Annotated in this window: 19 protein-coding genes and 1 pseudogene; 4 read left to right on the forward strand and 16 right to left on the reverse strand. The window is 37.8% G+C overall.

Annotated elements, in window-relative coordinates; translation table 11 throughout:
• Nucleotides 1-5: 5 nt before the first annotated feature.
• From V3Z67_RS00165 to V3Z67_RS00170, 3 genes and pseudogenes are all read right to left on the reverse strand, one after another.
• Complete coding sequence (locus tag V3Z67_RS00165; RefSeq protein WP_330441407.1) at nucleotides 6-152, reverse strand: hypothetical protein; 147 nt, start codon at nucleotides 150-152, stop codon at nucleotides 6-8.
• Between the two features lie 20 nt (nucleotides 153-172).
• Nucleotides 173-322 (reverse strand): annotated as a pseudogene (locus V3Z67_RS17435) (precorrin-2 dehydrogenase/sirohydrochlorin ferrochelatase family protein); the annotation flags it as partial.
• A gap of 134 nt (nucleotides 323-456) precedes the next feature.
• Nucleotides 457-1,728, reverse strand: a complete 1,272-nt coding sequence (locus V3Z67_RS00170; RefSeq protein ID WP_330441408.1) for a sugar isomerase — start codon at nucleotides 1,726-1,728, stop codon at nucleotides 457-459.
• A 243-nt stretch (nucleotides 1,729-1,971) separates the two neighbouring features.
• Between V3Z67_RS00170 and V3Z67_RS00175 the strand changes: the two genes are divergently transcribed.
• The gene (locus V3Z67_RS00175; RefSeq protein ID WP_330441409.1) at nucleotides 1,972-5,058 is read left to right on the forward strand and encodes a LodA/GoxA family CTQ-dependent oxidase; all 3,087 of its coding nucleotides are present in this window, start codon (nucleotides 1,972-1,974) and stop codon (nucleotides 5,056-5,058) included.
• Nucleotides 5,058-6,164, forward strand: a complete 1,107-nt coding sequence (locus tag V3Z67_RS00180; RefSeq protein WP_330441410.1) for an NAD(P)/FAD-dependent oxidoreductase — start codon at nucleotides 5,058-5,060, stop codon at nucleotides 6,162-6,164. The genes V3Z67_RS00175 and V3Z67_RS00180 overlap by 1 nt, the downstream gene beginning before the upstream one ends.
• Here V3Z67_RS00180 and V3Z67_RS00185 read toward each other — a convergent pair.
• Genes V3Z67_RS00185 through V3Z67_RS00200 form a run of 4 tightly spaced genes read right to left on the reverse strand, consistent with a single transcriptional unit; the run spans nucleotide 6,161 to nucleotide 11,267 of the window.
• Nucleotides 6,161-7,552 carry a TolC family protein gene (locus tag V3Z67_RS00185; RefSeq protein ID WP_330441411.1) on the reverse strand — a complete coding sequence of 464 codons (1,392 nt, stop codon included), beginning with the start codon at nucleotides 7,550-7,552 and terminating at the stop codon, nucleotides 6,161-6,163. The two genes, V3Z67_RS00180 and V3Z67_RS00185, sit on opposite strands and share 4 nt — an antisense overlap.
• A 2-nt stretch (nucleotides 7,553-7,554) precedes the next feature.
• Nucleotides 7,555-8,922 carry an HlyD family secretion protein gene (locus V3Z67_RS00190; protein WP_330441412.1) on the reverse strand — a complete coding sequence of 456 codons (1,368 nt, stop codon included), beginning with the start codon at nucleotides 8,920-8,922 and terminating at the stop codon, nucleotides 7,555-7,557.
• Nucleotides 8,915-10,588 (reverse strand): peptidase domain-containing ABC transporter, encoded by a 1,674-nt coding sequence (locus V3Z67_RS00195; RefSeq protein ID WP_330441413.1) that lies wholly within the window; start codon nucleotides 10,586-10,588, stop codon nucleotides 8,915-8,917. Before V3Z67_RS00195 ends, V3Z67_RS00190 begins: the two co-directional genes overlap by 8 nt.
• Before the next feature lie 7 nt (nucleotides 10,589-10,595).
• Complete coding sequence (locus V3Z67_RS00200; RefSeq protein ID WP_330441414.1) at nucleotides 10,596-11,267, reverse strand: TetR/AcrR family transcriptional regulator; 672 nt, start codon at nucleotides 11,265-11,267, stop codon at nucleotides 10,596-10,598.
• A 227-nt stretch (nucleotides 11,268-11,494) separates the two neighbouring features.
• Between V3Z67_RS00200 and V3Z67_RS00205 the strand changes: the two genes are divergently transcribed.
• Nucleotides 11,495-12,361 (forward strand): DUF808 family protein, encoded by an 867-nt coding sequence (locus tag V3Z67_RS00205; RefSeq protein WP_330441415.1) that lies wholly within the window; start codon nucleotides 11,495-11,497, stop codon nucleotides 12,359-12,361.
• 94 nt (nucleotides 12,362-12,455) lie between these two features.
• Here V3Z67_RS00205 and V3Z67_RS00210 read toward each other — a convergent pair whose 3' ends face one another.
• From V3Z67_RS00210 to V3Z67_RS00250, 9 genes are all read right to left on the reverse strand, one after another.
• The gene (locus V3Z67_RS00210) at nucleotides 12,456-13,454 is read right to left on the reverse strand and encodes a bifunctional 3-deoxy-7-phosphoheptulonate synthase/chorismate mutase (RefSeq protein ID WP_330441416.1); all 999 of its coding nucleotides are present in this window, start codon (nucleotides 13,452-13,454) and stop codon (nucleotides 12,456-12,458) included.
• The gene (gene trpA, locus V3Z67_RS00215; RefSeq protein WP_330441417.1) at nucleotides 13,432-14,223 is read right to left on the reverse strand and encodes a tryptophan synthase subunit alpha; all 792 of its coding nucleotides are present in this window, start codon (nucleotides 14,221-14,223) and stop codon (nucleotides 13,432-13,434) included. The genes V3Z67_RS00210 and trpA overlap by 23 nt, the downstream gene beginning before the upstream one ends.
• Entirely contained in the window at nucleotides 14,207-15,406 is a 1,200-nt protein-coding gene (trpB, locus tag V3Z67_RS00220; RefSeq protein ID WP_330441418.1) for a tryptophan synthase subunit beta, read from the reverse strand. Before trpB ends, trpA begins: the two co-directional genes overlap by 17 nt.
• Nucleotides 15,403-16,020 (reverse strand): phosphoribosylanthranilate isomerase, encoded by a 618-nt coding sequence (locus tag V3Z67_RS00225; protein ID WP_330441419.1) that lies wholly within the window; start codon nucleotides 16,018-16,020, stop codon nucleotides 15,403-15,405. The genes trpB and V3Z67_RS00225 overlap by 4 nt, the downstream gene beginning before the upstream one ends.
• Nucleotides 16,010-16,828: an indole-3-glycerol phosphate synthase TrpC gene (trpC, locus tag V3Z67_RS00230; protein WP_330441420.1), complete on the reverse strand. Its 819-nt coding sequence runs from the start codon at nucleotides 16,826-16,828 to the stop codon at nucleotides 16,010-16,012. The genes V3Z67_RS00225 and trpC overlap by 11 nt, the downstream gene beginning before the upstream one ends.
• A 1-nt stretch (nucleotide 16,829) precedes the next feature.
• Nucleotides 16,830-17,816 (reverse strand): anthranilate phosphoribosyltransferase, encoded by a 987-nt coding sequence (gene trpD, locus V3Z67_RS00235; RefSeq protein ID WP_330441421.1) that lies wholly within the window; start codon nucleotides 17,814-17,816, stop codon nucleotides 16,830-16,832.
• A 95-nt stretch (nucleotides 17,817-17,911) separates the two neighbouring features.
• Nucleotides 17,912-18,481 (reverse strand): anthranilate synthase component II, encoded by a 570-nt coding sequence (locus V3Z67_RS00240; protein WP_330441422.1) that lies wholly within the window; start codon nucleotides 18,479-18,481, stop codon nucleotides 17,912-17,914.
• Nucleotides 18,456-19,892 carry an anthranilate synthase component I family protein gene (locus V3Z67_RS00245; RefSeq protein WP_330441423.1) on the reverse strand — a complete coding sequence of 479 codons (1,437 nt, stop codon included), beginning with the start codon at nucleotides 19,890-19,892 and terminating at the stop codon, nucleotides 18,456-18,458. Before V3Z67_RS00245 ends, V3Z67_RS00240 begins: the two co-directional genes overlap by 26 nt.
• 266 nt (nucleotides 19,893-20,158) lie before the next feature.
• Nucleotides 20,159-20,410 carry a hypothetical protein gene (locus V3Z67_RS00250; RefSeq protein ID WP_330441424.1) on the reverse strand — a complete coding sequence of 84 codons (252 nt, stop codon included), beginning with the start codon at nucleotides 20,408-20,410 and terminating at the stop codon, nucleotides 20,159-20,161.
• A gap of 155 nt (nucleotides 20,411-20,565) precedes the next feature.
• Here V3Z67_RS00250 and V3Z67_RS00255 point away from each other — a divergent pair, with 155 nt between their 5' ends.
• Nucleotides 20,566-21,336: a zinc-dependent peptidase gene (locus V3Z67_RS00255; protein WP_330441425.1), complete on the forward strand. Its 771-nt coding sequence runs from the start codon at nucleotides 20,566-20,568 to the stop codon at nucleotides 21,334-21,336.
• The last annotated feature ends 46 nt before the right edge of the window (nucleotides 21,337-21,382 follow it).

Consider the following 21,382-nt stretch of genomic DNA (forward strand, 5'->3'; position numbering starts at 1 on the left):
CGTATTTATTTTTCATGTATTCTTTTTGTGAAAGAAGCTGTAATTGTATTCAGTTCTTTTACTTTAGCTGCAAAGTTCCCTTTTAAATGTTTCCTTATATCATTAAGCCTGTCAATAATTACATTTACATCATCAGTGATTTCCTGTTCCAAATATTCTCTTATACGCCTCGCTAAACGGAAGATTTACCATTTGTTGAAACAGCTATTTTCAAATCACCTTTGTTTAGTATTGAGCCCAGATAAAAATCGCATAGTTCCGGCTGATCGGCAGCATTTACCAATATGTTTCGTGAGTTGGCCTGTTGTTTTATAAGTCGGTTAACATACGGTTTGCCTTGTGGTAATTTTTAGAGTACCGGTACCATATTGTTAGGATATATCGTGTAACGACTGCCATTGCTGTGCATTGATTATACCACCGGGTATACGAAGACGTATCTTTAATAGATTCTAATTAAGCGTTTAGTGACCTGTTTTTAAGTTTATGGTAAAAAAAGTAACCAACTTGGAAACCTAGCAGGCATAACATGGCAATTATCTGCACATTAATAACCTGATCTAAAGAACTATGGTATAATACAATCAATAATATTTGTGTACAACCCAATAAGGCAGATATAGCTACCGGGAGGTACTTACCTATGGATAGGAAATAGTAGGCAAAAATGTTTGCTACAGCAAATATGGAAGTAGCTACAGCATATTTCCATAATAACGGAGCTATACTAATGTATTCACTGCCAAATAGCAACTTAACTGCTGTTACAGGGAACAGAAACGTAGCAAAAATGATTAGGACAGAAACTGATGTTACATAGCTAACATATTTAAAAAGTATACGTGTAGTATCACCACCTTCTTTATGCAGTTTAATAACCTTAGGTAAAAGCATCATTACAAACATCCAGGCTACAAAGTAAACCATACGACCTATAAGCGCCAGTGATGCATACAGTCCGGCTTCAACATCATTAAAATAGTGTTTAACTAATAGTATATCACTGTTATTGATTATAATTTGTGAAAGCTCATAAAAGCCCGTTAACATAAAAAATGTCATTATAGGTTTAGCATCTGCCTTATCTTCTACAGATGTAAATGTGAAGGCATCATGAACCAGATTACTTTTAAAAGGTATTAGTCCGAATAAAAGTGAAATGGCAATACCCATGGCAACAAAAACCGAAGATGCTCCAAACGGAATAAGTAATACAAGTGCTAATGTAATAACGAGCCTGCTGAACATTTCTGTTTGGTACGTAACCGATAATCTCTTTAAATCATTTTGTCCCTGATACAACCCTCTGTTTATACTCATTATGAAATACAGGGGTAACCCCATCCCGAAAATGGTAAACATTATAGATGTTTGCGTATTAAATACTTGCTGTAGTGTATCGGCCATCATAATAACGGTGATACCTAAAAGTAATCCGGCAGCAAAAGCCAGCCTAACGATAAACCGTTTAAAGGAAAATAATTTATTGTACTTAAGTACTACTGCATATTTTGCGGTAACAATTTGAAATGTCATACCCGCAAATGAAAGCACTAATAACAGCGTAATAAGAATTGCGGCATCAGAAAATGCAGCAGGTCCCAAAACACGTCCCAGTATAAGATTATAAAAGTAGTTACCGGCATTTACCAAAAGCACAGATAACATAAACACCTGCTCTTGGCTGAGCCTTCTTACAATTGCTGAATGAGTAGTCGTAGCTTTCATAATGCATTGGTTTAATTAGAATGATATTCGCAAAACATTTTGTGGTTTTGTATATACAAATTTCATTTTACTAATTGATTTTTAGCAGATATTTCGATTAACGTTGCTTTTGTATAGTTAAATTATGATTAGCTTTCTTTCAATTGTAGTTTTTACAGTTAGCCTAAACAGGTATTTTTACGCATAGTCAGGTTTATTTTTTGGGATATATTTGAGAACAAACCAATTTATAAATTACTGATTATGAAAAGTATTATTGAGAACAGGAGTGAGGATAATACATCCTGCGGATGCGAAAATCCTATAGAAGGGCTTAGGCACATGTTCTGTGACCTTGTACAGAAAAAGAGGGTAGAACAGGGACAATGTCCTGTGCGCAGACCTGTATTTTTACGTACACACGGTATCATAAAAGGAAATATAACCATACAGGAAGACCTACCGAAAGACTATAAACACGGAATGTTTAAAAAAGGAGGCGACTTTCCTGTATATGTACGCTATTCGTCAGACCTTGCAGATGGCAGACCTGACTGGATGAGTACCATTGGAATAGGAATTAAGGTTTTTGGAATTTCCGGAGAGAAAAAGGTAAGTGACGACGGAGCAGATACTGCCGACTTGTTACTGCAAAATGTACCTTTCTTTTTTGTGGATAACGCTTCCGATATGTGCAATTTCACAAAAGCAAGCCTTGAAGGTTGGGGTGACGATTGGGTACAGCAACATGCTCCAAAAACCAATGAGCTACTGGATAAAATGGCAAAACCTATACATTCGGTACTGGAAACACAACTTTGGAGTGTGGTTCCGTTTATGCTGGGACCGGATAATTACTGTAAATACATACTACGCCCGGGAACATCAACTTTTGCGGGAGAGGTAGATATAAACGACCCTGATTTTATGGGTAAAGATCTTGCTGCACGACTGGCAGCAGGACCTGTTACACTGGATATCCTTATCCAAAAAAGACCTGATGCAGCCCAATTTGGCGAGGCTTACATAGAACAGCATTTCCCGCTAGACAGAGCTACTGTAGTTTGGGACGAAACAGTTGCCGTACCTCTAAAAGTGGCTACTATACACCTGCCGCAACAGGATATTACTATTGATGAGCAGGAAATTTATGGCGACTGGTTGTCGTTTAACATAGGTAGAGTACCGTTAGAAAATCAGCCGGTAGGTAGCGTTGCCGAAGCCAGGATGAGCGTATATCAAACCAGTGCGAATTACCGCAGGGAAATTAACAAACAGCCTGTAACCGAGCCTAAAAAACCGGGTAAGCCTGTTATTAAAAATCCTAAATGTCCGTTTTCGGGGCATAGCCCGTCTGACAAGGAAAACCCAAAAGAACTGACTGACGACCAGATAAAAAGAATAACCCATGTAAGGATACACCCGGGTATAGGTATTGCCCGTGTAGGTGATAGTCCTGACGGATATTATATTGGTCCGGAAGTATTTAAACCTGAACCTACAAAATTTGGAAGTACCAGAGATGCCGGAGGTGCTATTAAGCGACAGGCAGCCCGTTTCCGTATATATGCTTACGATAAGTATGGCAATGTGGTGGGCGAGGTACAGCAAACCAAAAAATCAAGCGTTCAATGGTCGGTACATCTTGCTAATAAAAAAGCAGCCTGGTACCAGTTTAATGCAGCGCTTGATATACCTGCAACCGTAAGCCTTAGCGTACCTTTACGAAATGCTGATGTTAAAGGAGACGACAGGAGCGCCCTTTGTGTTGATACCGGTAAAAAATCTATTATGGGTATTGAGATGAAAGATTCCAGCTATGTAATGTCGGGTGATTTTGAAGGGACACCAGTTACTTTAGGGGAGTTAAGAACAGATGCTGTAGGGCGCCTGTTGGTTTTACCGGGCTTTGGAGTTTCTGCAAGTCCGTCTAACCAACCTGTATACAGACCTGCCGATCCGGATAGTTTTAATAATGCCAATGGATGGTATGACGATATTGCTGACGGACCTGTTTATGCAAAAGTGACCATAGGAGGTGTTGATTATGAAGCCGACCCGGCTTGGGTAGCTTCGGCACCGCCAAACTTTGCACCTGATTTGGTGGGATGGAGAACTATGGACGACCTTATGCAAAACCTGTATATGGAAGTAGGTATGCTAAAAGTGCCTCAGCAAATATCTTTTAATGATCATGTGCGACCTATACTGGAACGCCTTAGTGAACTACAGTGGGTAAATAAAGGATTCCTTTCCATGTTTGGTGCGGGAGGACCTCTAAACTTCAAGGACCCTGAGTTCATGAAAAAATTGTCTTACGCTCCTTTAGATAACTCTATGTATCCTGATCCTTATGCTGAACTGCGAAGGGGTATATACAACAGTTTCAGGCCTACTAATACTAAGATAGCAGAGGTAGCCGCATGGCCACCTATTTATGGCGATGCCTTTGGATATACTAACCCTGATCCTAACCTGCCACCGGCTCCGTCTACTTATTTACAGCTTCCGCCATTTTATACCTACGTACTTACCAACTGGGTAAACGGATTGTTTATTAACGACTATAATCCTAACTATAAAGAACCACATAAAATTGAAGATGTAGACTTGCAAAAGCAGCCTGAAACGCTGGACAGGACAGCAATGCACTATTGCCTTGCTGATGCTTTCCACCCGGGAGCAGAGCTTACATGGCCTATGCGAAACGCTTCAATGTACAGGGCACCTTACAGAATCAGGGAGCGTGAGGAAGGTTTAACAGAGCCTAATTATGGCGCTACGCTGGACAACAATTCGGTAATGAAAGTTAACGGACCTTTATACGGTCAGGCTGCCGGTGACCTTACCCGCTGGATGGCACTGCCATGGCAGGGAGATACTGCTTTCTGTCGTTCGGGTTACGATTTTGAGTATGATCCTTATTTACCAACATTCTGGCCGGCAAGGGTACCAAATCAGGTTTTAACCGAAGTAGATTACAATACCCTTTGTGATACGAAACAGCCAATGGAAATACGTATTGCCGCTTTCCAAAACAGGCCGCAATGGTTAAGGCAATTACCGTTACAAAACCCGGCTCCCGAACAAATGATGTACATGATTGCTCACTTTGGCAACATGGGGATACTGGAGGCAAAACCAAGACCTGAAGATATGGACTGGTTACCGGAAAATATTTACGTAGAGAACCTTACTAAAGCACAGCAGGCTAATCTTAAATCAGACCATAGTATGTATGAAAAAGCCTTTGATGAGCTTGGGTTATACAACCGCCAGTTAGCTGAAGCAGGCTGGATAAGTGAAGAACAACGTAATGAATTTGTAAACATAAAACGCAGAGGTAACTAATGAGTACCAATGTTTTTGAAATAATTGTAGCAGGTGGCGGCCCTTCGGGCTGCGCCACTGCAATTGTATTAAAGCAGGCAGGGCTTAATGTGTGCCTGATAAACAAAGATTATAACATGCCCTATAAGGCAGGGGAATCCATCCCAGGGGCTACCATACGCCTTTTAAAGCGCTTAGGCATAGATACTATTACCGATTTACTTGATGATACCGAATATAAACGTTGCAGTGCTAATGTCTCATCATGGGGTAGTGAGGACTGGGTGTATAGTAGTGGTATGCTAAACCCCGAAGGGGCTGGTTTCCATGTAGACAGGGTAATGTTTGATAAGGCATTATTAATGAAAGTTGATACTTTAGGTATACCGATATATTCTGCCATGATTGATGATGTTGTTTTGAGTAATAACAGTGATGTAAGATTTAAAGTAAGCTTAAGGGAAGGGGAGATACAAGAAGTTTCTGCCAACTGGCTTATAGACGCTACAGGGCGTAAAGCAGTTATAGGGAAAAAACTGGGTTATAAACGTACTAAGGTAGATAACCAGATGGCGGTAGTTAATTGGGTGTCTGTTCCTAAGCAGGATAATGATAATAGTACCCGAATAAAATCAGTGCAGGAAGGCTGGTGGTATACTTCACTTTTACCTGGAGGGAAAAGAGTTGTAAGTTTTCAGGGGCTTACTGATTATATAGGTACACTGTATAAAAACCCTGAACTGTTACTGGAAAAGTTTAATAATGAAGCTATATTACCGTATAAGCTGACTACAAAATCATTGCTTCACAGTAATGCGGTAGAGGCAGGTGTTTCTAAGCCTGAATCGGTTATTTATAACGGAGTTTTGTTTGTAGGCGATGCTGCCTTATCATTTGATCCACTTTCTTCACAGGGTATCTTTTTTGCGCTGTATAGCGGTATAAAAGCTGCCGAGTCTGTTATAGGTTGTTTAGATACCCCTTTACAAAAAGATAGTATCCTTAATCATTATCAGCAGCTTATAGGCCGTGTATTTATCGAAAACCAAAAGTCCAGAAAGTATTTCTATTCAACAGAGATGAGGTATTTTAATAAACCGTACTGGAAAGCCAGACGTGTTTTTTAATTATCCGAATTAGCCATAACCCTATAAAGCGCTACATTACTCATTAATAAACTGTTTTCCATGTTTATTTGCTGTATTCTAGCAGATATAAGGTTAGTTTCGCGCGAATTGATAATAAAGATGGAACTTTCCCCAAAAGAGAAAAGTCGGTCTTCGGCATCAAGCATGGTTTGGTAATCCTGTACAAGTGCGTTTAGTAAATCAGATTGTTTTTTAAGCGATTGTATTTCAGTTAACTGTGCATCAATCTTGTTTTTAATTTGAAGCTGTTCCTGCTGTAGTTCTAATTTTGTGTCCTGTAATTTGATTTTAGCCATATTAAGCGCACCTCTTTCTTTCCTTAAAAATATAGGGAAAGAGAAGTTAATCCCTATTTTATAATCATCCGTGCGGAAATTATCAATATAGGAAGGCTCTGAAAGATAATAATACCCCAAATCAATTTTAGGAAGCAGGTAGTTTGCCTTGAGTTTTCTTTCAATATCAAGCATCTCAACTTTAGTTTCCAGCATTTTAAGTTTAGGATGTGCTGAAATTATAGCCTCGGTATCATTAATTCCTCCGGTATTCAGTATATCTTCAATCTCTGTAAGAAGTCCCACTTCAGGTTTTAAATCTTCAGATGGTTCTACAGGAGTCTCATTTATCCATAAATAATTAGCCAGTTCGAGCCTCGCTTTATTTAATTTAAGTATGGAATTTTCCAGACTCAGTCTTCGGTTCTTCACCGAAATTCCTGTTTCCACACTATCTATAGCCGGTTTATCACCCTGTTCAATAAGCCTTAAAACACCTGTGTAACGTTCTTCTGCAGCAGCTAGGTATTCCTTATACATTACCATTTCGTTGTAATGCTTAAGCCAGGAGAAATAAGCAGCCGACGCATCATACAATACATCAAGGGCAGCAAGTCTTTGCTGTGATTTACTAAGGTTTATTTGTAGTTTGGCTTTTCTTAAATCGGCCATACGCTGATTGATAAAAAGCCCCTGTCCAACAGGTACGGTAATACCAAGTGACGTTAATCCCTGATTAGGAGTAGTATTTTGCGGGTTAAGATAATAGCCTTCACTATTGTCAAAAGCAGCTTTTATTTCAATACCATACCATGTAGGTATTTTAAAACTACTGTTTAGTAAAGAATAATATTCGGTATCCTTGAATTGTTTTTTATCAAAATCAACTTCAATTTTAGGGTCAAAACCGCCGCGAGCCTGCATTAACTGTGCTTCGGCCCTGTCTATTTCAAGATTGGCCCGGCTAACCAAAGGGTGGAATTTTTTTACATACCCCAAGTATTCCCTGTAGCTTAGTGTTTCTTCATTAAATTCCTGCGAAAAAACACAAACCGGAATTAAAATTAGTATTATATAGAATAAATGCCTCATTCCTATTTCTTTTCGTTATCCTTTGCTGTTGTGGCTTTATCTGTATTTTTTGCACTGTAATAGTTAGGAGGGAATCCGTTAAGGTTTCGCCATATTTCATACCATACCGGTACATTATCAAGTAGTGCGATGGTTTGTGCACCTGCACCTATACTTAACTGTTCCGGCCATGCCTGTTCATCGGCATCCGGTGATACAAGTACCCTGTATTTTCCGTTAGGACTAATAAAGTTTTCTATGGCAACTATACGTCCACCAAAGGTACCGTATGATATACCCGGCCAACCGGAAAATACAATTGTAGGCCAACCGTCAAACCACACCCTTATTTTAGAACCTCTTTTAATTAACGGAAGGTCAATAGGGTCTACATAGGTTTCTACTGCTATGTCATAACCTGCCGGCATAATACTCACAACAGAGGTCCCTTCCTTAATAGTTTCTCCAATACCGCTAAGTAAGGCTTTGTTAATATAGCCGTCCTGAGGTGCTTTTATGTAATACAACCCGTTACGGATGCTGTAGTTAACATACTGGTTTTCCAGTTTTGTAACCTGAGCATCGGTATCATAAAGGCTGCTCATGGCAGTATATTTGTCGCTGTTTGCTTTTGCTATCTTTTCGGTATACTCAGCTTTAATACGATTTATTTCAACACGTGAGTTAATAAGCTCGTTTCGAGAACCTAAAAGCTTGTTTTCCTGCGTAATGATTTTTGCCTGTGCTTCCTGTAATTTAAGGCGCTTTTCCTCTACATCGGTTAACGGTTTCAGTCCGTCTTTATTTAGAGTAACAGCCCTGTCAAATTGGGTTTGTGCAATGGTTAACTGAGTGTTTACCGCTGCAAGATCCATACTGTCGCTTTTTACTTTTAGCTGAGCCTGTTTTATTTTATTGCGTCCCTGTTCCAGTTTAAGGTTTAACTCGTTGTTTAGGGAAACTATTTGATTTTCCAGTGCCAGTACTTTTCCGTCATACGACTTGCGGGCCATTTTTTTAGCATCTACTTGTTGTTTTGTGTTTTCTACAAGGTTAGGGTCAAAGTAGTTCTCCTTAACTTCAGATATAAATACAATAGTATCACCTTTTTTTACAAAATCACCTTCCTGTACATACCATTTTTCAACCCTTCCGGCAATAGCCGAATGAATGGTTTGCGGACGCTGATCGGGCTTTAATGTGGTAACCGAACCAGTACCTCTTATATTTTGCGTCCATGGTAAAAACAGGCCAATAAAACATAAAAGACATACAAGTACTATTATCCTGTTCAGGATTTTATAATGAGGCCTGCTGTTAAGCACCTTAATGGTTTCATATCCGGTTGGGTTTTCAACGCGTACCGGATTGTTGTTAGATATATTAAGCATTGCCGTTTATGTTTATGTCGTTAATCACTTGTCCGTTTTCCATTTCAATTTGCCTTTTACAGGCTTTTTTCCAGTATTCATCAACCGAAGAAATAACTATTGTCCAGTTGTTTTCGGGGCTTACTAAAAAGTCGATTATTTTTTTAGCCGATTGCACATCCATACTAATGGTAGGTTCTTCCAGGAAAAGAATTTTAGGACGTTTTATAATAGCTCTTGCAATCATTATTTTTTGAATAATCGATTGGGTTAATTGTCTCCCGTCAGCATTAACAGGGGTGTCCAGTCCCATAGGCAGCCTTTTTGTAGCAGTTGTTAAACCCACGGCATTAAGCGCCCATTTTACATCTTCACCATTTATATTAGGGTTATTGAATGTAATATTTTCCAGTAATGTCCCTTCAAACGGAGTATCCTCTTGCATTACAACACCTATATGGCTTTTGTAACACTCACCCTCAGATCTTTTTACTATGTTATCATTAATATACAATACACCTGAGCTTGGAGAAAGGAATCCTGATAGCAGTCTTACTAATGTTGTTTTACCTGAATTGTTAGCACCTGTTATAAATACCTTTTCTCCCTGATTTATTTTAATGTTTACCTTTTTAATGATGTCTTTATCATTATCAGGGTACCTGTATGTCATGTCCTCAGTCTCTAATGTATAGTCGGTTTCTACACAATCTATGTTAGTATTTTTTGTACTTTTTTCAATTTCAAGATCGGTTACTACACCTATTTTTTCAACTGCTGTAAGTACATCATAAAGGGTTTCAAATCCTAAAATAAGTTTTTCTACAGAGTTGATTATTAAAAGTATAATAATCTCTGCAGCCACAAACTGACCAATATTCATTTGCTGGTTAAGTACAAGGAAACCTCCAACCGAAAGGAGCCCGGCGGTTATGAATACTTTATAGGCAATAAGTTGTGAAAACTGCCTTTTAATTACATTAAAGTGCTTTTCCCTGAAAGAAATGTAGTTGTTTACCAGTTTATCATTTTTATCAAGAGCATATTCAAAGTTGTTTTTACGGGAAAAACTGCTTTTGTTTCTTGCTATTTCCTGTAACCAGTAAGCTACCTTATACTTAAAGGTAGATTCTTTTAAACTGGTATTTAAACCATCCTGAAACGAAAACTTAAATATGATGTAAAGCAATATAAGTAGTAATACACCAAATATTATAAAGAACGAATGGTAAAGCGACAGTAGTACCAAACCAAGTCCAACCTGTAATATAGCTGTTGTAAAATCCAGCAATAGTTTTGATGTACCCTTTTGAATGGTTAATGTATCAAAAAAACGATTGGCAACCTCGGGCGGGTATTTATCATACAGGGAGTTAAAAGTAAGCTTAGGTAAACGGTGAGCAAATTCAAAAGAAGACCTGATGAATATTTTTTGCTGAAGGTTCTCTGTTATCCTTAACTGCATTAGGGTAAGTATACCTACCAATGCCACACCCAGGGTTACAATAATAATAAGTACAATCCAGGAAACACTTATTTGTCCTCCCTGTATAAAATTAACTATGGCCTGTATACCAAGAGGTAATGACATACTTATTAGTCCTGAGAAAGCTGCATAGAAAACAATCTGGTATATATCTTTCTTATCCAGCTTTAAAAGGTTATAGAAGCGTTTTAATGGGGTCATATATTTTTTAGTTTAAAACTTTATTAATCAAATTGAGGTAAAAATCACTTGGAGAAATTTCATCACTACAATTAGTGATGGATGTTAGGTGCTGTTTTAAAAAATGCTGATGCAATGCTCCTTCAACTATTGTACTGGCAAGCGAATCAGGGTAGGGATAACTGCTGTTCACTTCTTTAATTATTCCTGAAATGCGGTGTATTACTCTTTTGTAAATTACAAAAAATCCGTTTCTGTTCTCTTCATCAACCTCCTTGGTAAGTAAGGTTTTAGTAAAGTCAGATATTATTATTTGTTGTAACAGTGCCTCATTAATATGTTCGGTAGATTCATCATCTTTAGTTTCTTCTGTAAATAATGCAATGGTTTTATTAAGACGGTCTTTAGGGCTGGTTAAGTTAGCTGTTTCAAAAACAAGGCGGTATTCCATCCAGCTCCAGTACCATGAGGTAAGATAAACCAACAGTTTGTGTTTGTTTTCAAAATATCTGTATATGGAACTTTCGTTACTTTCAATACGCTGTCCCAGCTTTTTAAAGGTAAATGCCTCAAAGCCTATTTCCTTAATAAGGAGTATACTTTCATTCAATATTTTTTTTCCCAGTGCCGAGCTTTCGGGGTCTTTCAGATAAACATTTTCGTTTATCATAAGCTTTACATTGGATAGTACTATTCTCATTTTTGAAATATTTACATGCAAAAATAATAGTAATACTTTTAAAAATGAATTTTAAATTTAATTTTAACGTTTATTTAGTTGGTTTTGTAAAGGTTAAATTGTTGAAATTGTTTTAATAACATGATTTAAGTTACTCATTTTGATCGAAATTTCTTTACTGTAATATTAAAATAATTAAGTAATGCACTACTAAATTTATATTTTTGCACCTCTTTAAAAGATAAATTATGGCTTCAGGTATTTTTGCAGTTTTAGATGATATAGCTGCCCTTATGGATGATGTTGCTGTTGCAAGTAAAGTCGCGACAGAAAAAACGGCAGGTATATTAGGTGATGACCTTGCGGTTAATGCCGAGAAGGCTACAGGCTTTGTATCGTCAAGAGAGCTGCCAGTACTTTGGGCTATAACTAAGGGATCGCTTATCAATAAACTGATAATAATTCCTATCGCTTTACTTTTAAATACATTTTTCCCTATTGCCATCAAAGCAATTTTGGTAATGGGCGGATTTTATCTTGCTTATGAAGGGGTAGAAAAAATAATAGAGTATTTTTTCCATCATTCAGACCATAAAGAAGCTGCTGACGTAAAAGAAGTTACTCCTGTTGATATGGAGAAAAACAAAATTAAGGCAGCCATTACTACCGATTTTATTCTTTCTATAGAGATTGTGATAATAGCACTGGGTACTGTTTTAGACAAAAGCCTTACCATACAAATTGTAACAGTTACTATTGTGGCATTTTTGGCAACAGTTGGTGTGTACGGACTTGTAGCTGTTATTGTAAGGATGGATGATACTGGTTATAAACTGATAAAATATTCTAAAGGAAGTAGTTTTTTTACAGCTATTGGTAAAACCTTAATTAAGCTTTTGCCTTTAACCATTAGGTTCCTTGCAGTAATAGGTACTATAGCGCTTGTTTTAGTTGCCGGAGGTATATTTGTTCATAATATAGAATACCTGCATCATATATATCCTGATTTACCCTCGATTGTAAAAGAAACAGCAGCCGGTTTGATTGCCGGTTTGGTAACTGTAGCAATTATTACCGGTATTAAAAAAGTAGTTTCCCTTTTTAAAAAGAAATAATTATCTGTTTTTAATTTCTAAGGATTAAACATAAAAAACATCTAAAGCACTATGGGTTTTAGATGTTTTTTTAATTGATATAACTTTTAGCCTATTACAGCCTTTCTAATACTTTAATTTTTTGAATTAAAGCTTCTGATTCCTGAAAATTAAGTGTTTGCTGTCCGTCAGACAGTGCTTTTTCCGGAGTAGGGTGTACTTCATATATCACACCGTCGGCTCCGGCAACAAGAGCTGCCAGTGCAATACCCGGAACATAGTCTCTTATTCCTACACCGTGAGAAGGATCGGCAAGTATAGGTAAATGGGTTTTATCCTTTAAAACCTGTATGGCGTTAATATCAAAGGTATTTCTGTAGCTGGTTTCAAAAGTCCTGATACCTCTTTCACATAAAATAATATCTTCGTTACCGGCACTAAATACATATTCGGCAGAATATAACAGTTCGTCAATACTACCGCTTATTCCCCTTTTTATCATAACGGGCTTGTCACTTTCCCCCAGTGCATCCAGCAGATTGTAGTTTTGGGAATTGCGGGCACCCACCTGAAAGATGTCTATATACGGATAAAGTTCCTCAATTTGTGAGGCCTGCATTACTTCGGTAATAATTTTGATATCTCTTTTTTTACAGGCATTGTGAAATAGTTTCATTCCTTCAATGCCCAATCCTCTAAAAGCATAAGGCGAACTTCTGGGTTTAAACACACCGCCACGCATTATTTTAATACCTTGCTGTGAGAGGTGTTCTGCAATACTTTCAGCCTGGTCTTCGCTTTCAATGGAACAGGGACCTGCTATTATGGTTTTCTCTTCACCACCAATATATACATCATTCCCTAAAGCTATTGATGTATAGTTGGTTTTCCATTTGCGGGAAACCAGTTTGTATTGATCGGAAACATGGTGTATATCTTTCACAACAGGTAAATGCCCTAGTTGCCTTATGTCTATTTCTTTGTTACCAATACATATAAGATAATTTTCCCGTTGTGTTTTTACTTGGGTCGATTTATACCCTAATCCAGTTATGGTTTCGGTAAGGGAGAGTATGTCTTTTGGTTCTGTATTATGTTCTAACTGTAGTATCATGGCTTACTGTTTTAATGAAATTTGTAATTTGTTGTTTGAGCTCTCCCTGTGCTATGGCTTTAATAAATGCCGTACCTATAATTGCTCCGTCAGCATATTTGCTTACCTGTTTTACATCTTCTTTATTTTGAATACCAAAACCTACCACACAAGGATTATTCAGTTTCATGGAGCTGATTTTACTGAGATAAGCTTCACGTTTTTCTGAAAAACCTTTATTTTCTCCCGTTGTTGCGGATGACGATACTACATAGATGAATCCTCCCGACACAGAGTCGATGTATCTTATTCGACTATCAGAAGTTTGTGGAGTAATAAGCAGGATGTTTTTTAGGTTTAACCGTTTAAAATCAGTTTTATAATTCTCCTGATATTCTTCTATAGGCATATCGGGTATTATGAGTCCGTCAATACCAATAGCTGCTATTTTTTCCAGGAAAGTGGCAACACCATATTGCAGTATAGGGTTGTAATATCCCATAAGCAGTACAGGGATAGCGATATGTTCCCTTAGTGTACTTAATTGTTCCAGTAACAGTTCAATACACATTCCGTTGTCTATACCTATTTTACTGCTGTTTTGTATAACAGGACCATCTGCCAATGGGTCACTAAACGGTATACCTATTTCCAACATATCTACGCCGTTAGCCTCCAGTTCTTTTGCTATTGCAAGGGTGTCGTTCAGGTTGGGGTAACCTGCCGTAAAGTATACCGACAGTACGGTTCCCGACTTATGTTTAAATAATGAATCAATTCTGTTTTCCATGAGGTAAGTGTTTTGTATAGGTTTCTAAATCTTTATCGCCTCGACCTGATAGGTTTATGACTACAACATCATCTTCCTTAAAAGAGATTTGGTCAAGGCAGGCAAGAGCATGAGCACTTTCAAGAGCAGGGATAATCCCTTCCAGTTTACACAGTTCATATCCTGCTGACAGCGCATCTTTATCGGTTATGGCAATAACTTTAGCTCTGCCTGTTTGTGCTAAATGAGCATGCATAGGACCCACACCGGGGTAATCCAATCCGGCAGATATACTATAAGGCTCAACTATTTGTCCGTCGCGGGTTTGCATCATCATGGTTTTACTCCCATGAATGATTCCGGTAGTACCTATAGAGATAGAAGCAGCCGTATGGTTAGTATCGATACCTTTACCTGCGGCTTCGGCAACAATTAGTTTTACATCGGGTTCGTCTATAAAGTGATAGAAAGCCCCCGCAGCATTACTACCCCCACCAATACAGGCTATTACATAATCAGGGTTTTGATTTCCTGTTCTATCCTTTAGTTGTTGTTTGATTTCCTCACTTATTACCGACTGAAATTGAGCTACCATATCAGGATAGGGGTGTGGTCCCACTACCGATCCTATGATGTAATAAGTATCTTCCGGGTTATTGATCCAGTCCCTAATGGCTTCGTTTGTTGCATCTTTCAGGGTTTTACTTCCGCTAAGGGCAGGACGGACTTCAGCACCTAATAAACGCATTTTCTCAACGTTAGGAGCTTGTCTTTTAATATCTGTTTCTCCCATATACACAATACACGGAAGTCCCAGTAAAGCACATACCGTAGCGGTCGCAACACCATGCTGTCCTGCACCTGTTTCGGCAATAATGCGTTTTTTGTTAAGGTGTTTTGCCAGTAATATCTGCCCTATGGTGTTGTTTATTTTATGGGCACCTGTATGGTTAAGGTCCTCTCGTTTTAGGTAGATTTGTGCACCGTATTTTTGTGAAAGTTTACCAGAATAGTAAAGTGGGCTAGGCCTCCCTACGTAATCCCTTAACAGAGTTTTAAGTTCTTCTTTAAATTTCTCGTCATTTAGTACCGTCCTGTAGTTTTGAAGAAGTTCTTCAATATTACTATACAGTAATTCGGGGATGTAGGTACCGCCAAAATCACCATAAAATCCTTTGTCGTTTATATGATATTGTGTTTTCATACTCTGCTGAATAATTGCTTTAAAAGTGTTACATCCTTTAAACCATTAGGCTTTTCAAACCTGCTGTTTACATCTATACCTATACATTTGGGATGAATGAGGTTTTCAATAATTGCGGTAGCAGTTTTAAGATTGAGTCCGCCACTTATTAGAAACGGAGTTTCTAAATGATACCCTTTAAGCAGGTCGTGGTCAAATAGTTTTCCGCTACCGCCATAACTTTCTGTAGATGTGTCAAACAGAAATAAGTCGGCGAATCCCTCATACTCCTTACAGCTATTGAAATCAAATGAGCTATTTACCCCAAAGGCTTTTATTACAGGAACATGTTTTTGGATTTCTTTGCATACCTGCACCGATTCATCACCATGCAACTGAACGCTATCCAAACCGTATTTTTTAACCAGATTAATAATGTTTTCTTCAGTTTCATTTACAAAAACCCCAACTTTGTTGATAGTTTTTGGGATTTTTGCTATTACTTCCTCATTAATAGTTGGGGAAGCATATCTTTTTGATTCTATGTAAAAAATAAACCCCATATAGTCAGGTTCCAAACCTGAAATCTGTACTATGTTAGCCGGGTCTTTTAACCCACATACTTTAATTTTCATAACCAACAGTTTTAAGGCTTAAAGCATGTTGTACTTTAGAGATAAGTTCGTGGCAGGCTTTTTCGGGTTTTGCGTGCTTCATAAACTGTTCTCCAATAAGGAAACCGTTAAATCCGTTTTCTTTGAGTAATAGTATATCATCGGCTGTTTTGATCCCACTTTCAGATACTTTTACAACATTATCCGGTAGATGAGCTGCAAGTTTTAAGGAACGTTCAATATCAACTGTAAAGGTTTTCAAATCCCGGTTGTTTATTCCCAAAACATCTGTTTCCGGTAAGTAATAGTCCAGTTCGTTAATGGTGTGGGTTTCCAATAGTACCTCTAAACCAAGCTGATGGGCAAGGGTAGTGAACATTTTACACTCTTCTTTAGTGAGCACATTAGCTAATAACAGTATGGCATCGGCACCAATAGATTTAGCTTCAATAATTTGGTACTCATCAACTATAAAATCTTTCCTTAAAATAGGGCAGTAGTTAAACTTGCGGGCGGTTGTCAAATCGCTGTTGTTTCCGCCAAAATAAACATCATCTGTAAGTATGGATAAAGCACTGGCACCTGCCTGCATATAGCCAATAGATATTCTCTCTACATCTACATAAGGGTTTATATTACCTTTTGACGGAGATTTACGTTTAATCTCGGCTATAATACCAACTCTGTCCTTACACTGTAAATAGTGTTTTAACGATACTATGGGGCTGTCAAAGTAAATACTGCTTTCCAGTAGTTTTATTGGATAGAGTTCTTTTCTCTCAACTACTTCTTTCTTTTTATTTTCAATTATCTTATTTAAAATATCCATGTTAATTGCTGCTTATAAGTTGTTTAAATGTGTGGTATGCCTTGCCACTTTCTATAATTTCCCTGGCTAGGGTAATGCTTTCAAGCCTGTCTTTTCCGGTAGCCGACTCAATCGCTATACCCGCATTTACCGCAATGGTGTTGTTTTGTACAGCTGTGCCCTCGCCCTTAATGATATTGATGAAAATATCGGCAGCCTCTTTTACACTGTGCCCTCCAAATAATGCTTCGGGTGAAGCTGTAGGAATGGTAAGGTTCCGCATACTGATTTGCTCTTCGCCTTTACGGCTAAACAGTTTAAAGTCGCCCGTAGTAGAGATTTCATCATAACCGTCAATAGAGTGTACTATGGCATATTTGCATTCCTGTTGTTGTAACAGATAGTGGTAGTTACGGCCTATTTCGGCATGGTATACACCAATCATCCTGTTCTTGGGAAATGCAGGGTTAATTAAAGGACCCAGCATATTGAAAAAGGTTTTTATACCCAGTTCTTTCCTTACCGGAGCTGCGTGTTTTAGCGTAGGGTGAAACAATGGGGCATGTAAAAAGCAGATGTTATAATTATCCATTTGTTTTTTAAGAACATCAATATCATTGGTGAACGTGTACCCTAAATGCTCCAATACATTTGACGAACCGCTTATAGATGAAACTCCGTAGTTACCGTGTTTTGCGACAGGTACTCCATAGGTAGATACTATAAGTGCCGTAATGGTAGAGATATTAAAAGTGTTTTTACCATCGCCACCTGTACCGCAAACATCTATAACTTCCTGATCAAAGGAAACAGGGATGCATAATTGTAAAAGGGCATTGCTAAATCCGTTAAGCTCTTCGGTTGTCATACTTCTCATTAGGTATACTGTGATGAACGATGCAATCTGGCTGGGATTTGCCTTTCCGGTGGCAATCTGCTCCAGTGCATTATAAGCTTCGTTACTGCTAAGTGTTTGATAATGATATAGTTTTTCCAAATATGTTTTCATGTTAGTGAATTTAAGTTTAGACAATAGTTATCCGGGGTGAGTAAATCACCTTTATTTTTTTGGCTTCAGCCGATTAGTTATATGGAGGGGAAGAGTTAGGCGCTAAGCCAGCTGTGAAGTATCTGTTTACCGTATTGAGACAGTACAGATTCAGGATGGAACTGAACACCGCGAACATCCAGTGTTTTGTGTTTTATGGCCATAATATTCCCCTTGTCATCTGTAGCTGTGACTTCAAGTGTATCGGGTAAAAAGTTGTTGTCTATGGTCCATGAGTGGTAACGTCCGGCTAAAAAGCTATTAGGGCAGTCGTTAAAAATAGTATCGAGATTAGTGATAGTAATGGCTGTAGCAATACCATGATATACCTGTTCCTGATTTTTAAGTTTGCCCCCATAAGCCTCACCAATAGCTTGTAGCCCAAGGCAAACCCCCAAAATACTTTTGGTTTTACCGTAGGTTTTAATAATATCGGGCAGTAAACCTGCTTCACGGGGAATACCTGGGCCGGGAGACAAAAGTATTTTATCAAAACGATTTATGTCCTCAAGGTCAATCTTATCGTTTCGGTGTACTTCAAACGCCATATCACTTACCTGTTCTACTAGCTGAACAAGGTTGTAAGTGAAGCTGTCATAATTATCTAAAATTAGCAACCGTTTCATCTTCTGTTTTATTAATCATTTTTAAATTATTATTTGAATTGGCATTTTGGATAGCCTTTCTTAACGCGTTTATCTTATTGTTTACCTCCTGCAGTTCGCCTTCTTCACTGGATGAATGTACTATACCTGCACCTGCCTGATAGTGCAGTATGTTGTTTTTACTTAAAAACGAACGGATAATAATAGCGTGCTGGGTTTGATTATTAAAATCGATGTACCCCACACTGCCACCGTAAAAACTACGCCCCGATGTTTCATACTCATGGATAAGCTGCATAGCTTTGTGTTTAGGAGCTCCGCTTAATGTACCGGCAGGAAAGGCATCCAGTAAGGCGTTATATGCCTGATGGTTTTCTCTCAGCTCTCCCGAAACTTCCGATACCATATGGATGACATGGGAATAGGAGTGAAGTTCTTTATAGTAGTTTACGGTAACACCGGTAGCGTTTTTACTAAGGTCGTTACGGGAAAGGTCGACAAGCATAACATGTTCGGCATTTTCTTTAGGATCGTTTTTCAGTCTTTCAGCAGCCATGAAGTCTTCGGTTTCGTTGCCACTTCGTTTTACAGTTCCGGCTATAGGATGCACTGTAAGCCTGTTGTCTTTTACGATAATCTGAGATTCGGGAGATGACCCAAACAGTTTAAAGCTACCGTAATCCAGGTAAAAAAGATAAGGCGAAGGGTTTATACTACGCAAAGCCCTGTATACGTTAAACTCATCTCCATTAAAATGCTGGGTGAATTTTCTGGAAAGTACCATTTGAAAAACATCTCCGCGCAGGCAGTGTTTTTTTGCGGTACTAACCATGTCTTTGAAACTGTTGTCATCAATCTCGGTTTCTTCAGTACCTATGGTATAAAAGTCGTATACGTTAGCAGGCTTGTTTACTATATGTGAGCTGATATTGTCAAGGTTACTTTCAGCTGTTTCCTGCTTTGTGTGGTGAGAGAAGATATAAAGCTCATCATATTGATGATCAAAAACCAAAACATACTGATAAATAGCATAGAAAAGGGTAGGTATGCTTTCGCCCGATTTACTAAGTTTAATGTCTTCGGCATATTGTATTGTGTCATATCCGGTATATCCAAACAGTCCGTTTGAAGTAAAAGGGAAATCGAATTTTTCGACACCGAAAGATTTAATGTAGTTTGAAATGAAGTCGGTTATACTTTGATTACTGTCAACCTTTTCATTATCTATGTAGAAGGCTTTACCTTCTATCTGGATACTTGAAAGCGGATTAAGGCAAATGTACGAGTAACCGTGTTTCCTGTTTAATATCTCAGAATTTTCAAGTAGTAACGGTTTCTCAAAACTATCCCGTACCCTGAGGTATACCTGTATGGGCGTCAGCGTATCTGACGAGATTTTTTTATAGGATGAATACATCTTTTTTGTGTTCATATTGTAGGATTTAGGAGTGAATTAAAAACAAAAAGCCCGCTGTTAGTGAACAGCGGGCCCGTGTATATTGGTATCCTTTGAGTATATATAATAACTTAGCTGTTCACAATATTTATTGTAAACCACCACCAGTTGTTATTTAGGATATTTGTTGTCATATTTAATGCAACATTATAACAAATAAATTACATATCAAAACACTTTATCCTTTTTTAATATAAAAAAAGGAATGCTTTTATTTGAAAAGGTAGTTTGTAACGTGTTTATTATGAGTTTTTTAAAGCCTCTCTTATTTCGGGTATTTTTATTTCAAAAACTTCAAACAAGCCTATTTTCTCTAAAACAAGCGCCTGTTCTTTAATGGTATTCATAGTTGTTTTATACTCATTTGAGTTTTTATCCAGTTTCATTACTGCCTTACAGTTTAGGAGAAAAGCACCTATACTTCCTTTTCGTATTTCCTGTCCGTTAATGGTTATTTGGTTTTGATTATCGGGTAAAAGTTCTTCTGCTTTCATTTTATCTTTTTTTAGTTATTGAGCAAAATTCGGTATGTATTATTTTTTAGACGATAACAATTGTTAAGAAGCGTAAACAGAGTTTGATGCAGATGGAAACTTATTTTCTCCTAGTATACCAATCTTAATACTATCTTTATGGCAAATAAGCATTCATGAACTATATCATACCTGTTACCATAATTATAATCATCGCACTTTTCTTTATTCTTAAAAAGCCTAAAAAGGCTGTTGCAAAACCTTTTCCGCCACATTGGCACCAATTATTGTTGGATAATGTATTGTTTTACCGAAACCTTACACCTGAGAGGCAAACCGAATTTCAAAAACGTATTATGCAGTTTCTTAGCGAAGTTTATATTGAAGGTGTACAGCTTGAGGTAACAGATTTAGATAAAATACTTGTGGCCTGTAGTGCGGTTATTCCTGTTTTTGGTTTTACCGAATGGCATTATTATAACCTTAGTGGTGTATTGCTGTATCCTGATTACTTTAATGAAGATCTTGAATTTGCCGATACAGCCCAATCACGTAATATAGGCGGACTGGTAGGGACAGGCAGGTTTGAAAACCAAATGATTTTGTCCCGAAAAGCTTTATATCACGGTTTTTCTAATACTACAGATAAAGGGAATACAGGTATACACGAGTTTGTACATTTAATTGATAAAATGGACGGACTTGTAGACGGGGTGCCCGAAAAACTACTGGGACACCAATATGCAATACCGTGGTTAGATTTGATACATAAAAAAATGGAAGCTATTAATGATGATAAGTCCGACATACGTGAATATGCAGGTACAAATCAGGCAGAATTTTTTGCAGTGGCTTCAGAGTATTTCTTTGAACGCCCTGATTTATTAAAACGTAAGCATCCGGAATTGTATAAAATGATGGAAATGTGCTTTAATACAAACAAGTAATAAAATAGTATAGCTTTATCTCATTCGACAGGAAATATTAATTATG

This window comes from Flavobacterium sp. C4GT6, assembly GCF_036347315.1.
In the GTDB taxonomy this organism is placed as follows: domain Bacteria; phylum Bacteroidota; class Bacteroidia; order Flavobacteriales; family Flavobacteriaceae; genus Flavobacterium.

Bases quoted from the DNA above. Each gene is read 5' to 3' on its own strand.
- V3Z67_RS00175 (WP_330441409.1), top strand. From the start codon at position 1,972: ATGAAAAGTATTATTGAGAACAGGAGTGAGGATAATACATCCTGCGGA.
- V3Z67_RS00190 (WP_330441412.1), bottom strand. From the start codon at position 8,922: ATGCTTAATATATCTAACAACAATCCGGTACGCGTTGAAAACCCAACC.
- trpB (WP_330441418.1), bottom strand. From the start codon at position 15,406: ATGAAAACACAATATCATATAAACGACAAAGGATTTTATGGTGATTTT.
- V3Z67_RS00255 (WP_330441425.1), top strand. From the start codon at position 20,566: ATGAACTATATCATACCTGTTACCATAATTATAATCATCGCACTTTTC.
- V3Z67_RS00240 (WP_330441422.1), bottom strand. From the start codon at position 18,481: ATGAAACGGTTGCTAATTTTAGATAATTATGACAGCTTCACTTACAAC.
- V3Z67_RS00245 (WP_330441423.1), bottom strand. From the start codon at position 19,892: ATGAACACAAAAAAGATGTATTCATCCTATAAAAAAATCTCGTCAGAT.
- V3Z67_RS00250 (WP_330441424.1), bottom strand. From the start codon at position 20,410: ATGAAAGCAGAAGAACTTTTACCCGATAATCAAAACCAAATAACCATT.
- trpA (WP_330441417.1), bottom strand. From the start codon at position 14,223: ATGGAAAACAGAATTGATTCATTATTTAAACATAAGTCGGGAACCGTA.
- trpD (WP_330441421.1), bottom strand. From the start codon at position 17,816: ATGAAAACATATTTGGAAAAACTATATCATTATCAAACACTTAGCAGT.
- V3Z67_RS00185 (WP_330441411.1), bottom strand. From the start codon at position 7,552: ATGAGGCATTTATTCTATATAATACTAATTTTAATTCCGGTTTGTGTT.
- V3Z67_RS00195 (WP_330441413.1), bottom strand. From the start codon at position 10,588: ATGACCCCATTAAAACGCTTCTATAACCTTTTAAAGCTGGATAAGAAA.
- V3Z67_RS00210 (WP_330441416.1), bottom strand. From the start codon at position 13,454: ATGATACTACAGTTAGAACATAATACAGAACCAAAAGACATACTCTCC.
- V3Z67_RS00180 (WP_330441410.1), top strand. From the start codon at position 5,058: ATGAGTACCAATGTTTTTGAAATAATTGTAGCAGGTGGCGGCCCTTCG.
- trpC (WP_330441420.1), bottom strand. From the start codon at position 16,828: ATGGATATTTTAAATAAGATAATTGAAAATAAAAAGAAAGAAGTAGTT.
- V3Z67_RS00205 (WP_330441415.1), top strand. From the start codon at position 11,495: ATGGCTTCAGGTATTTTTGCAGTTTTAGATGATATAGCTGCCCTTATG.
- V3Z67_RS00200 (WP_330441414.1), bottom strand. From the start codon at position 11,267: ATGAGAATAGTACTATCCAATGTAAAGCTTATGATAAACGAAAATGTT.
- V3Z67_RS00170 (WP_330441408.1), bottom strand. From the start codon at position 1,728: ATGAAAGCTACGACTACTCATTCAGCAATTGTAAGAAGGCTCAGCCAA.
- V3Z67_RS00225 (WP_330441419.1), bottom strand. From the start codon at position 16,020: ATGAAAATTAAAGTATGTGGGTTAAAAGACCCGGCTAACATAGTACAG.